The 13108-nt window shown below is 62.3% G+C and carries 11 protein-coding genes and 1 pseudogene; 7 read left to right on the top strand and 5 right to left on the bottom strand.

Features of this window, described 5'->3' with window-relative positions; all coding sequences use genetic code 11:
• Nucleotides 1–62: 62 nt before the first annotated feature.
• Nucleotides 63–989, bottom strand: coding sequence for a pseudouridine-5'-phosphate glycosidase (locus ACODTZ_RS21555; RefSeq protein WP_489027913.1), 927 nt, complete (start codon nucleotides 987–989; stop codon nucleotides 63–65).
• Nucleotides 990–1017: 28 nt separating this feature from the next.
• Nucleotides 1018–1962: a carbohydrate kinase family protein gene (locus ACODTZ_RS21550; RefSeq protein WP_489027911.1), complete on the bottom strand. Its 945-nt coding sequence runs from the start codon at nucleotides 1960–1962 to the stop codon at nucleotides 1018–1020.
• A 240-nt stretch (nucleotides 1963–2202) separates the two neighbouring features.
• Between ACODTZ_RS21550 and recA the strand changes: the two genes are divergently transcribed.
• The 3 genes from recA (at nucleotide 2203) to ACODTZ_RS21535 (ending at nucleotide 7085) form a co-directional block, all read left to right on the top strand.
• Nucleotides 2203–3279: a recombinase RecA gene (gene recA, locus ACODTZ_RS21545; RefSeq protein ID WP_026283682.1), complete on the top strand. Its 1077-nt coding sequence runs from the start codon at nucleotides 2203–2205 to the stop codon at nucleotides 3277–3279.
• Between the two features lie 156 nt (nucleotides 3280–3435).
• Complete coding sequence (gene alaS, locus ACODTZ_RS21540; RefSeq protein WP_489027909.1) at nucleotides 3436–6096, top strand: alanine--tRNA ligase; 2661 nt, start codon at nucleotides 3436–3438, stop codon at nucleotides 6094–6096.
• Between the two features lie 137 nt (nucleotides 6097–6233).
• Nucleotides 6234–7085 carry an AraC family transcriptional regulator gene (locus ACODTZ_RS21535; RefSeq protein ID WP_489027907.1) on the top strand — a complete coding sequence of 284 codons (852 nt, stop codon included), beginning with the start codon at nucleotides 6234–6236 and terminating at the stop codon, nucleotides 7083–7085.
• 7 nt (nucleotides 7086–7092) lie between these two features.
• Here ACODTZ_RS21535 and ACODTZ_RS21530 read toward each other — a convergent pair whose 3' ends face one another.
• From ACODTZ_RS21530 to ACODTZ_RS21520, 3 genes are all read right to left on the bottom strand, one after another.
• Entirely contained in the window at nucleotides 7093–7722 is a 630-nt protein-coding gene (locus tag ACODTZ_RS21530; protein WP_489027905.1) for a glutathione S-transferase family protein, read from the bottom strand.
• Between the two features lie 96 nt (nucleotides 7723–7818).
• Nucleotides 7819–8265: a GNAT family N-acetyltransferase gene (locus ACODTZ_RS21525; RefSeq protein ID WP_489027903.1), complete on the bottom strand. Its 447-nt coding sequence runs from the start codon at nucleotides 8263–8265 to the stop codon at nucleotides 7819–7821.
• A gap of 80 nt (nucleotides 8266–8345) precedes the next feature.
• On the bottom strand, nucleotides 8346–9557 hold the full coding sequence (locus tag ACODTZ_RS21520; protein WP_047512202.1) for an NADP-dependent isocitrate dehydrogenase: 1212 nt from the start codon (nucleotides 9555–9557) through the stop codon (nucleotides 8346–8348).
• A gap of 188 nt (nucleotides 9558–9745) precedes the next feature.
• On the opposite strand from ACODTZ_RS21520, the gene ACODTZ_RS21515 reads away from it, so the two are divergent.
• The 4 genes and pseudogenes from ACODTZ_RS21515 to ACODTZ_RS21500 all read left to right on the top strand — a co-directional run bounded on the left by ACODTZ_RS21515 (nucleotide 9746) and on the right by ACODTZ_RS21500 (nucleotide 13041).
• Complete coding sequence (locus ACODTZ_RS21515) at nucleotides 9746–10276, top strand: hypothetical protein (RefSeq protein ID WP_489027901.1); 531 nt, start codon at nucleotides 9746–9748, stop codon at nucleotides 10274–10276.
• Nucleotides 10277–10384: 108 nt separating this feature from the next.
• Nucleotides 10385–12353, top strand: a pseudogene (locus ACODTZ_RS21510) (FUSC family protein).
• Nucleotides 12354–12457: 104 nt separating this feature from the next.
• Entirely contained in the window at nucleotides 12458–12718 is a 261-nt protein-coding gene (locus tag ACODTZ_RS21505) for a CopG family ribbon-helix-helix protein (protein ID WP_112430990.1), read from the top strand.
• Nucleotides 12715–13041, top strand: coding sequence for a type II toxin-antitoxin system RelE/ParE family toxin (locus tag ACODTZ_RS21500; RefSeq protein ID WP_489027899.1), 327 nt, complete (start codon nucleotides 12715–12717; stop codon nucleotides 13039–13041). Before ACODTZ_RS21505 ends, ACODTZ_RS21500 begins: the two co-directional genes overlap by 4 nt.
• Nucleotides 13042–13108 lie beyond the last annotated feature (67 nt).

Below are 13108 nucleotides of genomic sequence, written 5' to 3'. Positions count from 1 at the left end.
TATGATTTGGCGAAGGCCGCTGGATGAATGGGGCATGCCACGGCGGCACACCCCATCAAATATCAGGCGTTGAGCGCAACCGCGATCTCGCCGGCGAGGCGGGCGTTGTTTTCCACCAGTGCGATATTGGTCTTCAGGCTCTGGCCATCGGTGAGGTCGAAGATGGTGCTCAGCAGGTAGGGCGTTACCGCCTTGCCGGAGATTTCATCGCGTTCGGCGCTATCAAGCGCGCGCTGGATGTAGATCTCCATCTCTTCGGCCGGGATCTCGTCGGCTTCAGGCACCGGGTTGGCGATCAGCATGCCGCCGTCGATGCCGAGCTGTTCGCGCACCGTCTGGAAATTGGCGATGGCCGCCGGGCTGTTCAGCGTCAGCGGGCTGCGCAGGCCGGAGGAGCGCGACCAGAAGGCCGGGAATTCTTCGCTCTCGTAGGTGACCACGGGAACGCCTGATGTTTCCAGCACTTCCAGCGTCTTCGGTACGTCGAGGATCGCCTTGGCGCCGGCGCAGACGACGATAACGCCGGTACGGGCAAGTTCTTCGAGGTCGGCGGAGATGTCGAAGCTCTCTTCGGCACCGCGATGCACGCCACCGATGCCGCCGGTGGCGAAGACCTTGATGCCGGCGCGTTCGGCGGCGATCATCGTGGCGGCGACGGTGGTGGCGCCATGGCGGCGCTCGGCGATCGCGAAGGCGAGGTCGGCGCGCGAAACCTTCAGCACATCCTTGGCCTTGGCCAGCTGCTCGAGCTCTTCGGCTTCAAGCCCGATGTGGAGCGTGCCGTGGATGACGGCGATGGTGGCGGGGACGGCACCCTGTTCGCGGATGATCGATTCGACGCTGCGGGCCATCTCGATATTCCCGGGGTAGGGCATGCCGTGGGTGATGATCGTCGATTCGAGCGCCACGATCGGCGCGCCACGCTGCTTGGCGCTCGCCACTTCCTTGGAATAGGTGATCGGCAGCTTGGAGGAGAGAGTGTTCGTCATCGGATCTTCCATTTCGTCTGATCGGGTTTCAATGCAGAATTCTCGCCTGCGGGACAAGAGCAAGAGCCTGTTTTAGGAGATCGGCGGATAGATTTTCATTGACCGCGTTGGGCGACTGGACGGTCAGCGCCGCCGCAGCGGCCCCCTCGCGGATTGCCTCGTTCATCGGCAGTCCGCGCAAAAGCGCTGCAATGACGCCCGAGGCGAGGGAATCGCCGGCGCCGGTCACATCGGACACATGCTCGACATTGGCCGGCTGCAGCGCCGCCACGTGGCCTGCGGAAAAGGCGATCAGCTCGCGCTGCCCCCGGGTGACGACACCGCCCCTGAGGCCGATATCACCGAGCAGTGACGGCCAATGGACGGGGTTTTCCGGCCGCTCGCCGGTCAGCGCGGTGGCCTCGGCCTCGTTGAGGAAGAGATAGTCGATGCCATCAATGCAGGCCTTCAGCTTCACCGCCTTCGCCGGCGAGATGGCGATCGCCGCCACCGGCTTGCCGAGCGCTTTGGCACGGGCGGTGATCGAAACCAGCGTCTCCTCCGGCAGGTTGGCATCGAAGAGGATCATGTCGGTCGCCGAAAACGCGTCGCGCACCGAGCGGATCGACAGGCGGCGCGGCACGAACATGCGGTAGAGATCCATGTCGGCCAGCGCGATCACCAGATTGCCGTCGCGCTCGATGATCGCGGTATAGCTTGGGGTCTTGCGGTCGAGAAAGATGAAGGGGCGGTCGTTGACGCCGGCGAGATCTGCCGCTTCGCTCACCATCTCCCCGGTCGGATCGCCGCCGCGCGGCGAGATCATCGTAACGTCGAAGCCGAGGCGGGCGAGGTTGCGGGCCGCGTTGAAGCCGCCGCCGCCTGCTTCCTCGAACCAGGAGCCGGGGTTGCTGGCGCCATCTGCCGTCGCGCCCGATATGCGGCCGCGGCGATCGACATGGGCGCCGCCAAGAACGAGAATCTTCTTGCTCATCTCATCGCTCCGAAATGCCGTCTTGGCCGAATCGAGCGGCCTGCTGAAGCGCGGTCAGCCGCCGTCCAGGTGCTGTAAGCTCTTGCTTTGCATGGATAAAACAAATGTAGAACACAGGCCGTTTTACCTCTTTCTTTCAATGCTTTGAACAGCACTTGCGCGATGAGAACAAATGCGGTACAAAATCGACATCGGCGGCGACATTGCTTGAGCGGCTTCAATAACCTAAAGGTGGATCGAATGTCACAGAATACATTGCGGCTTGTAGAGGACAAATCGGTGGACAAAAGCAAGGCACTTGAAGCGGCACTCTCACAGATCGAGCGGTCGTTCGGCAAGGGCTCTATCATGAAGCTCGGCTCGAACGAGGGCGTGGTCGAGATCGAGACCGTTTCGACGGGCTCTCTCGGACTGGATATCGCACTCGGGATCGGCGGTCTTCCGAAGGGACGTATCATCGAGGTTTACGGGCCGGAAAGCTCGGGTAAGACGACGCTGGCGCTGCAGACGATCGCGGAAGCCCAGAAGAAGGGCGGCATCTGCGCCTTCGTCGACGCCGAACACGCGCTCGATCCAGTTTACGCTCGCAAGCTCGGCGTCGATCTGCACAATCTCCTGATCTCGCAGCCGGATACCGGCGAGCAGGCACTCGAAATCACCGACACGCTGGTGCGCTCCGGCGCTGTCGACGTGCTGGTCGTGGACTCGGTTGCGGCACTGACGCCGCGCGCCGAAATCGAAGGCGAAATGGGCGACAGCCTTCCTGGTCTGCAGGCGCGACTGATGAGCCAGGCGCTGCGCAAGCTGACGGCCTCGATCTCGAAGTCGAAGACCATGGTCATCTTCATCAACCAGATCCGCATGAAGATCGGCGTCATGTTCGGTTCGCCGGAAACGACGACTGGTGGTAACGCGCTGAAGTTCTACGCTTCGGTTCGCCTCGACATTCGCCGCATCGGCGCCGTCAAGGAGCGCGAGGAGGTGATCGGCAACCAGACGCGCGTCAAGGTCGTCAAGAACAAGATGGCGCCTCCCTTCAAGCAGGTCGAATTCGACATCATGTATGGCGAAGGCGTGTCGAAGACCGGCGAGCTGGTCGACCTCGGCGTCAAGGCAGGCATCGTCGAGAAGTCCGGCGCCTGGTTCTCTTACAATAGCCAGCGTCTCGGCCAGGGCCGCGAGAACGCCAAGACCTTCCTGCGGGATAATCCCGAGCTGATGCGCGAGATCGAAACCTCGATCCGCCAGAACGCCGGCCTGATCGCCGATCAGCTGCAAAATGGCGGTCCCGACGCCAACGATTCCGACGGCGAATAAGCCTCGATCCACGACTGAATAGTTCAAAGCCGGCTGCATTCCTTGATCAGAATGCAGCCGGTTTTGTTTGTCTGCTGGACAGTGGTTAACGTCAGCGATAAAAGCCACTGAATTTTCAAGATTTGACCTGCCTTGGGCAGCACTGAAGGGCATAGCATGAGCGGTGTGAACGAAATCCGGTCGACCTTCCTCGACTACTTCAAGAAGAACGGCCACGAGATCGTTTCATCGAGCCCGCTGGTGCCGCGCAACGACCCGACGCTGATGTTCACGAACGCCGGCATGGTGCAGTTCAAGAACGTCTTCACCGGCCTCGAGCAGCGCCCCTACAAGACGGCGTCGACCGCGCAGAAGTGCGTGCGCGCCGGCGGCAAGCATAACGACCTCGACAATGTCGGCTATACCGCGCGCCACCATACCTTCTTCGAAATGCTCGGCAATTTCTCCTTCGGCGATTACTTCAAGGAGCAGGCGATCGAGCATGCCTGGACGCTGATCACCAAGGAATTCGGCATCGACGCCAAGCGCCTTTTGGTCACCGTCTATCACACCGACGACGAAGCCTTTAATCTCTGGAAGAAGATCGCGGGTCTCTCCGACGACAAGATCATCCGCATCCCGACCAGCGATAATTTCTGGGCGATGGGTGACACCGGCCCGTGCGGCCCCTGTTCGGAAATCTTCTACGATCACGGCGACCACATCTGGGGCGGCCCTCCCGGCTCGCCGGAAGAGGATGGCGATCGCTTCATCGAGATCTGGAACCTCGTCTTCATGCAGTACGAGCAGATCACCAAGGAAGAGCGCATCGACCTGCCGCGTCCGTCGATCGACACCGGCATGGGTCTCGAGCGTATCGCAGCCCTGCTGCAGGGCAAGCACGACAACTACGACATCGACCTCTTCCGCGCGCTGATCTCGGCCTCCGAGGAAGCAACCGGTGTGAAGGCCGAGGGTGAGCAGCGCGCCAGCCATCGCGTCATCGCCGATCACCTGCGTTCGTCCGCCTTCCTGATCGCTGACGGCGTCCTGCCGTCCGCCGAGGGCCGCGGTTACGTGCTTCGCCGCATCATGCGCCGCGCCATGCGCCATGCCGAACTGCTCGGCGCGCGCGAGCCGCTGATGTGGAAGCTTTTGCCTGCGCTGATCCAGCAGATGGGCCGCGCCTATCCTGAACTGGTGCGCGCGGAAGCCTTGATCACCGAGACGCTGAAGCTCGAAGAGACCAAGTTCCGCACGACGCTGAAGCGCGGTCTGTCGCTTCTGTCGGATGCCACGACCACGCTCGGCAAGGGCGATATGCTCGACGGCGAGACCGCGTTCAAGCTCTACGACACCTACGGCTTCCCGCTCGACCTGACGCAGGACGCGTTGCGCGCCCGCGAAATCAACGTCGATCTCGCCGGCTTCACCGACGCCATGGAGCGCCAGAAGGCAGAGGCACGCTCGCATTGGGCCGGCTCCGGCGACAAGGCGACCGAGACGATCTGGTTCGAGTTGCGCGACAAGCACGGCGCGACCGAATTCCTCGGCTATGACACCGAAACCGCCGAAGGCGTTGTCCAGGCGATCGTCAAGGATGGTGCTGCCGTCAGCGAAGCGGCCAAGGGCGACAAGGTGCAGATCGTCGTCAACCAGACGCCGTTCTACGGCGAATCCGGTGGCCAGATGGGCGATGCGGGCGTGATTTCGTCCGATAACGCCAAGATCGAAATCACAGATACGCAAAAGCGCGGCGAGGGCCTGTTCGTTCACACGGGCACCGTCATCGAAGGCACCGTCAAGGCCGGCGATGCCGTGGCATTGACCGTCGATCACGCCCGCCGTTCGCATATCCGCGCCAACCACTCCGCGACTCACCTGCTGCACGAGGCGCTGCGCGAAGTGCTCGGCACCCATGTCGCCCAGAAGGGCTCGCTGGTCACGCCGGATCGCCTGCGCTTCGACGTCTCGCATCCGAAGCCGATGACGGCGGAAGAGCTCAAGGTGGTCGAGGACATGGCCAACGAGATCATTCTGCAGAATTCGCCAGTCACGACCCGGCTGATGAGCGTCGACGACGCCCGTGCCGAGGGCGCGATGGCGCTGTTCGGCGAAAAATACGGCGATGAGGTCCGCGTCGTCTCCATGGGCCAGGGGCTGCATGGGGCGAAGACGGGCAAGCCTTACTCGATCGAACTTTGCGGCGGCACGCATGTGTCTGCGACCGGTGACATCGGTCTCGTGCGCATTCTCGGCGACAGTGCCGTCAGCTCCGGCGTTCGCCGTCTGGAAGCCGTCACCGGTGAGGCGGCTCGTGCCTATCTCGCCGAGCAGGACGAGCGCGTGAAGGCGCTGGCGACCTCGCTGAAGGTGCAGCCGGCCGACGTGCTGACGCGCGTCGAAGCGCTGATGGACGAGCGCCGCAAGCTCGAGAAGGAACTGGCGGACGCCAAGCGCAAGCTCGCCATGGGTGGCGGGCAGGGCGCCTCGGAAGAGGCCGTGCGCGACATCGCCGGCGTCAAGTTCCTCGGCAAGGCCATTTCCGGCGTCGATCCGAAGGATCTCAAGGGTCTCGCCGACGACGGCAAGGCCAGCCTCGGCTCCGGCGTTGTGACGCTGATCGGCGTCTCCGACGATGGCAAGGCCAGCGCCGTGGTCGCGGTCACCGCTGATCTCGTTGGTCGTTTCAGCGCCGTCGATCTCGTCCGCATCGCCTCTGCCGCTCTCGGCGGCAAGGGCGGCGGCGGCCGTCCCGACATGGCGCAGGCCGGCGGTCCGGACGGATCGAAGGCCGACGAGGCGCTCGAGGCCGTGGCGGCTGCGCTGGCCGGCTGATCGGCCTGTCTTTGATTAAATTGCGAAAGGCGGGTGCTTCGAGTGCCCGCCTTTTTCTTTTGCGCCGGCAACTCAGCAGGATTTGTCAAATCGCGTTATGTTTGTCTGCAGCCGGTCAACTGGCATGAGGTTTCGACATGAACGGCACCACGGCATGGGCACTCTATGAAAGCCGCCTGAGGCGGGTTTCGGCCTATATTCATGATCATCTCGATGAAGAGCTGGATATGGATAAGCTTGCCGAGATCGCCTGCATGTCGAGCTATCACTGGCACCGGATCTATCGCGCGGTCCATGGAGAGACGCTGGCGGCGACCGTCAAGCGGTTGAGATTGCATCGCGCGGCGGGCGATATCGTCCGTTCGGATCTCGGTATCGGGGAGATTGCCAGGCGATCCGGCTATCCCAACCTCCAGTCTTTCAACCGCATTTTCAAATCGGTCTACGGCATGCCGCCGGCCCGTTACCGGAAAGAGGGAAGCCACACGGAGTTCCAACCCTCACCTAACGGAAGGACTAAAGCCATGTTCAACGTTACCTTACGGAAGATCGAGCCGATCGCGCTTGTCGGCGTGCGCCATAAGGGCTCGTATATGCAGATCAGCAAGGCGTTCGAGGTTCTCTTCGGCACGCTCCACGCGCGCGGGCTGGCGAGGCCCGATATGCAAATGATCGGCGTCTATTTCGACGATCCCGATCTCGTGCCGGCCGACGAGCTTCGCTCCATCGCCTGCGTCTCGGTCGAAGGCGAGATTAAGGTCGAAGCACCGCTTGAGCCCATCACGCTCGAGGGCGGGGAGTATGCGGTGCTCAGCCACAAGGGACCCTATGCCGATATGCACAAGGCCTATCAGTGGCTGTTCTCTGAATGGCTGCCGACCTCGGGCCGGCAGCTGCGCGACGGGTTGATGTTCGAGGACTACCTCAACAATCCGCGCGACGTGCCGCCGACGGAACTCGTGACCGAGATCTACATGCCCCTTATCTGAGCGCTCATCAGGCGCTCTTCTGCAGCGCCTTGGTGGCTTCGTCATCGATCATGTTCGCCCGCTTATAGGCGGCGCGGTCGGTGACGCGGCCGACGTAATCGGCAAAGGCCTGGCGCTTCTCGAAGGTGCCGAAGCCGAGGCCCCAGCCGACATGCGATCCGACATAGACGTCGGCGGCCGTAAAGCGGTTGCCGGCGATGTAAGGCGATGCGCTGACGGCCTTTTCGAGCGTGTCCATCACGTCGGAATAGCTGCCATAGCCCGCCATCCGGCTCTTGTCGGCCGGCGTGTGGAAACCAAGGGCGCGGTTGGTCGTGGCCGCTTCCAGCGGCCCGGCGGCGAAGAACATCCAGCGATAATAGCTGCCGCGCTCTTCGGCCGTCGGCGCAAGGCCCGCTTCCGGAAAGGATTCGGCCAGATAGGCGCAGATGGCGGCGCATTCGGTGACGACAGTCTTGCCGTGGCGGATCGCCGGCACCTTGCCCATCGGGTTGATGGCGAGATAATCCGGTGCCTTCATGCTGTTTTCGAAGCCGAGGATCTCGGTCGTATAGGGGGCGCCGGTTTCCTCCAGCATCCAGCGGGCGATCCGTCCGCGTGACATCGGGTTGGTATAGAAAATCAGTTCGTCGGCCATGGTGTTCTCCTCGTTTTTTACATAACTGGCGCGGGCCAGCGGCGGGGCAACGTCTATGGCATGGCGACGTCAGATTTTTGGCAGTAGCGGCGCCGGTCAGAGCGCCTTGCGATACTGGATGAAGCCGGAGCGCTCGGCGATGCGGTCGTAGAGCTTTCGCGCCGTGGCGTTGGTCTCGTGTGTCATCCAGTAGAGCCGGCCGGCGCCATGCTCGCGCGCAAGATCGGCGACGGCCTCGATCAATGCCGCGCCGGTTCCGAGACCGCGTTGGCTGTCGTCGACATAGAGATCCTGCAGGTAGCAGGTCCATTTCGGCAGCCAGGTGGAGCGGTGAAAGATCGCGTGCACGATGCCGACCAGCCTGCCGTCGCCATCGAAGGCGCCGAGTACGTGCATCGGCTCTGCGGGGTCATGGAAGCGGTCCCAGGTCATATCCGTCGTCTCCTCGGGGATCGTGACTTCGTAGAAGCGCTGATAGCCGGCCCAGAGCGGTTCCCAGGCGCTACGGTCCGATGGCTGTAGCGGGCGGATGGTCGTGGTCATCTTGTTGTTCCCCTCCTGATGTCCCTGAAACGAAAACGGCGGGGAAAACCCCGCCGCATCGTTCGCATATTCCAGATGGCTTATGCCATGGCCTTCTGCAGGTTTTCGTCGATCTTGTCGAGGAAAGCCGTGGTCGAGAGCCAGGGCTGATCCGGGCCGATGAGCAGCGCCAGATCCTTGGTCATGAAGCCGGCTTCGACGGTGTCGACGCAGACCTTTTCGAGCGTGGCGGCGAACTTCGCCAGTTCGGCGTTGTCGTCGAGCTTGGCGCGGTGCGCGAGGCCACGGGTCCAGGCGAAGATCGAGGCGATCGAGTTCGTCGAGGTTTCCTGGCCCTTCTGGTGCTGACGGTAGTGACGCGTCACCGTGCCGTGTGCGGCTTCGGCTTCGACGGTCTTGCCATCGGGGGTCAGAAGAACGGAGGTCATCAGGCCGAGCGAGCCGAAGCCCTGGGCAACCGTGTCGGACTGAACGTCGCCGTCGTAGTTCTTGCAGGCCCAGACGTAGCCGCCGGACCACTTCAGAGCGGATGCGACCATGTCGTCGATCAGGCGGTGCTCGTAGGTGATACCGATTTCCTTGAACTGATCCTGGAATTCAGCCTCGTAGACTTCCTGGAAGATGTCCTTGAATCGGCCGTCATAGGCCTTGAGGATGGTGTTCTTGGTCGACAGGTAGACCGGCCACTTGCGCATCAGGCCGTACATCATCGAGGCACGGGCGAATTCGCGGATCGACTCGTCGAGGTTGTACATGGCCATGGCCACGCCGGCGCCGGGAGCGTCGAACACTTCCTTCTCGATCACCTGGCCGTCTTCACCGACGAACTTGATGGTCAGCTTGCCCTTGCCGGGGAATTTGAAGTCGGTGGCGCGGTACTGGTCGCCGAAGGCGTGGCGGCCGACGACGATCGGCTTGGTCCAGCCGGGAACGAGGCGCGGAACGTTCTGGCAAATGATCGGCTCGCGGAAGATGACGCCGCCGAGGATGTTGCGGATCGTGCCGTTCGGGCTCTTCCACATCTGCTTGAGGTTGAATTCCTTGACGCGGTCTTCGTCCGGCGTGATCGTCGCGCACTTGATGCCGACGCCATGCTTCTTGATGGCGTTAGCGGCATCAACAGTCACCTGGTCGTTGGTGGCGTCGCGGTTTTCGACCGAGAGGTCGTAATAGTCGATTTCGAGGTCCAGATACGGGTGGATCAGCTTATCCTTGATAAACTGCCAGATGATGCGCGTCATTTCATCGCCGTCGAGATCGGCGACGGGGTTGGCGACCTTGATCTTCTTCATGTATCTGCCTCGTTAAGCTTTTGAGGGACATGCGTCCCGGGTGGGTGATTTAAAATCCCGTGGGCTATAGCATTGTGCGCCCGGAGTGCAAAGCCGCAAGCAGGGCAGATTTGCGTCTTTTTGCGCCATTGCCAAGCGGCGGAAAATGGCTAGTCTCCGCGCAAAACCATTGCCTCGGACATTTGATCATGAAGACGATTTCGCTTGCCTTTGCCGCCTTGCTCGGCCTCACCGCCACGGTATTCGCCGCTGACGCGACGGCGCCGGTCAAGGAGATCATGGAGGCCACGACGAAGAACTGGTCCGGCGCCGACGAGGAGTGGCAGGATATCTTCGACGAGAGCAGGCTGACGCGGATCTACAGCAAGGATTTCGTCGCCAAGTATCGCGCCGCGATGCAGAACCCGGCAGCCGACGAGGATGGCGTGTCGCCGTTCGATTACGATGTCATCGTCAACGGCGAAGACGCGTGCCCGCTGCAGGACATGACCTATACGCCGAAGCCCGGCCAAAACGGCGCGACGGAAGTCGTGGTCACCTTCAAGAAGCAGACCTGCATGGACGGGATCGACGACAAGCAGGCGCTGACCACGGTGCGCTTCGAGGTGCTGGAAGAGGGCGGCAAGGCCGTTGTCGATGACGTCTTCACCGAAGGCGACCCCGGCCAGCCGGCGAACTCGCTGAAGAACACCATGGTGCAGATCGCCAAGGGGCAGTGACGAGCTCTCGATCGGGGCGCTGTCGCGCGGCAAGATTGATTTGCTTTTGATGCCCGTGGCGATATGTGAGCGGTGAAACACCTTCCTCCGCTCCGGGGCCTGAACTGCTTGTTTTCCGGTTTTGATTTCCGAGATTGGCTGCTTGCCAACGATCCGGCCCTGTCGCGGCTGAGGATGGCGCTCCGCGTCACGCTGTCGGTGGCGCTGTCCTTCGGTCTTCTGCTGGTCATCCATTCGCTGCTGTTTCCGCTGCCGATTGCCTCCTATGGGCTTGGGATCGTGCTGGCGATCGAGGGTGGTGTCGCGGTGCGCGACAAGGGCGGCGGGCGGCAGCTGGTGACGCGGCTTCTCGGCTGCGCCGCCAGTCTGGTGGTCGTGGTCATCGCCGCCGGGCTGGAAGGGCACCGGCTGATCTCCGACGCCGTCTTTCTTCTGATCATCTTTCTCGCGGCATCCGCGCGCGTCTTCGGGCCGCGCGGCCATGCGATCGGCATGTTTGCCTTCATGTCGTATTTCCTCGGCGCCTATTTCCAACCGCCGCTTGCCGAGCTTCCCTTCGTGGCGATCGGCCCGATCGTCTCCTCGCTGATCGCGCATGCGGTGCGCTCCGTCGTGCTGCCCGACGACTGGCGGCGCGACCTGTTGCGGTCGCTCGAGAGCGTGCAGGGGCGGATCAACCAGATCCTGTTCAAGATCGCCGCACTGGCGGCTGAGGGGCACGTTTTGGATGCGGACCGGCAGGAGCTCAATCAGTTGGAGGAGCGGCTGAAGGAGGTGGTGCTGATGGCCGAGAGCTTCATTCCCAGGCCTCCGAGTGGCATGTTCGATCCGGGCACGGAGCCGGCCGGCGAGCTCGCTATCCGTCTCTTCGACGCGCATCTGGCTGCCGAGGGGGCGATCATGCTCTGCTCAGAAATCGCTTCCGCCCTTCGAACTGGTGCATCGGATCATCGAGGGCCACAAGGTGCGCCCGCCCGCCGAGGATGACGAAGGTCCCTCGGCCGAGGCGACACGGGCGCTGATCAGACTCGGCAATGCGCGGGCTGAGCTCGTCGAGACCATCGAAGGGGGCAACCGGACGGGCTTTGCCGATATCGCCGCCGTGGCCGAGGCGCCGGCTCAAGCATCCCTTCCAGATTTCTCGTTGAGCAATCCGCTCATGCGCTCGGCGCTGCAGATCACCGTCGCCGCGGCGATCGCCATGACGCTCGGTCTCGGTCTGTCGCGCGAGCGCTGGTTCTGGGCGGTGCTCGCCTCCTTCCTCGTTTTCACCAACACCAATTCGCGCGGCGACACGGCGATGAAGGCGCTGCAGCGTTCGGTGGGCACGTTGTTCGGGATCGGCATCGGACTGCTGCTCGCGACACTGTTGAGCGGCCCTCTGGCTCCGGCGCTCGCAATCACCAGCCTGTCCATTTTCCTCGCCTTCTACTTCCTGCAGACAAGCTATGCGACCATGACCTTCTTCGTGTCGATCGCGCTTTGCCTGGTTTACGGGATGATCGGATCGCTGACGCTGGATCTCTTGTTGCTGCGCGTCGAGGAAACCGCGCTCGGCGCGGCGGTCGGCACACTGGTCGCCTTCGTCGTCTTTCCGGCCCGCACCCGCGGCGCGCTCGATCTCGTTCTCGATAAGTGGTTTGCGGCGCTGGATGCTCTGCTGAAGGCCGCCGCAGCCGGCGAGCCGCGACACAGGCTGATCGACCTGTCGCAGACGCTGGATGCCGCCTACAAGGATCTGGCGACGACGGCGCGGCCGCTCGGCTCGTCATGGTCGGTTGTCACCAAGCCGGGACAGGTCCGGCAGACGCTGGCCATCTTCCTCGCCGCCACCTACTGGGCGCGGATGATGGCGAAGAACCGGGAGGCTTCGATCACCAGCGACGATGCGCGCCAGTTGATCGACGCCAGCATGACCCGCGTCGCCTCGGCATCGGCGCGCCGCTCGGAGTGTTTCTTTGTCGATCGCAAGGTTCCCGTATCGACCACGCGCCACCATCCACACGCCAGCAAGGGATGGCGGCAGGGGCTTGAGATGATCGGCTTGACGCTGGAGCGGCTGTATCCGGACGCATAAGCCCTAGCGATCCGTGTTGATGCCCGGGGCTGGCCGCGCGTTTGTGCTGGCGCGCAAGTTGTCTTACAATGTCTTACGGGTTTCATCTGCATCAGGAGACGACGATGACGAAAGCGAACATGTCCGAATCCGTCACGCTTCGCATTCCCAGTGAGGTGCTGTCGGATATTCAAGCCATTGCCGATGCGACCGACCGATCCAGAAGCTACATCATCGTTCGCGCGCTGAGGACATATCTCATGAACGAGGGAGCGGACATTTTTGCCGCGATCAAGGGGCGTGAGCAGATCGCATCGGGCGAGTATGAAGACCTTGATGATGTGATCGCCGAAATGGACAAGATCATCGCCGGGAAGGTTGCATGATCCCTGTCCGGCTTTCTAGGGATGCGGCCAATTACGTCCGTAGAGAAGCCGAATACCTGCGTCATCACAGCCCCGCCGTTGCCCGCAAATTCTCGCAGGCCGTTAAGGAGGCGAGGGAATTGCTTCGCACGTTTCCACAGGTCGGAAACCACATGCACGGTCTGCAGATATCGGGCAACCGAACGCTGGTGGTCGGCGATTATCTGCTCGACTATTCCTACGACGGCGAAGCTATCGAGGTGACATCCATCCGCCATGGTCGCACCGTCGCACAAACTCCTGATCTTGATCTCGATGCTGGCCTTGACGACGACGAGGAATGAGGCGTGCGGCGTGCGGCATCGCATAAGCCTTGCCGTTTCAGCCCGTCTTGGCTATTTCCGCGCCTAG

Source organism: Rhizobium sp. FG113 (assembly GCF_057809895.1).
Note: the sequence above shows the minus strand (reverse complement) of the source record. Positions and strands in the feature narration are given on the sequence as shown.

Coding starts and splice junctions, on each gene's coding strand:
- ACODTZ_RS21555 (WP_489027913.1), bottom strand. CDS start 989: ATGACGAACACTCTCTCCTCCAAGCTGCCGATCACCTATTCCAAGGAA.
- ACODTZ_RS21550 (WP_489027911.1), bottom strand. CDS start 1,962: ATGAGCAAGAAGATTCTCGTTCTTGGCGGCGCCCATGTCGATCGCCGC.
- recA (WP_026283682.1), top strand. CDS start 2,203: ATGTCACAGAATACATTGCGGCTTGTAGAGGACAAATCGGTGGACAAA.
- alaS (WP_489027909.1), top strand. CDS start 3,436: ATGAGCGGTGTGAACGAAATCCGGTCGACCTTCCTCGACTACTTCAAG.
- ACODTZ_RS21535 (WP_489027907.1), top strand. CDS start 6,234: ATGAACGGCACCACGGCATGGGCACTCTATGAAAGCCGCCTGAGGCGG.
- ACODTZ_RS21530 (WP_489027905.1), bottom strand. CDS start 7,722: ATGGCCGACGAACTGATTTTCTATACCAACCCGATGTCACGCGGACGG.
- ACODTZ_RS21525 (WP_489027903.1), bottom strand. CDS start 8,265: ATGACCACGACCATCCGCCCGCTACAGCCATCGGACCGTAGCGCCTGG.
- ACODTZ_RS21520 (WP_047512202.1), bottom strand. CDS start 9,557: ATGAAGAAGATCAAGGTCGCCAACCCCGTCGCCGATCTCGACGGCGAT.
- ACODTZ_RS21515 (WP_489027901.1), top strand. CDS start 9,746: ATGAAGACGATTTCGCTTGCCTTTGCCGCCTTGCTCGGCCTCACCGCC.
- ACODTZ_RS21505 (WP_112430990.1), top strand. CDS start 12,458: ATGACGAAAGCGAACATGTCCGAATCCGTCACGCTTCGCATTCCCAGT.
- ACODTZ_RS21500 (WP_489027899.1), top strand. CDS start 12,715: ATGATCCCTGTCCGGCTTTCTAGGGATGCGGCCAATTACGTCCGTAGA.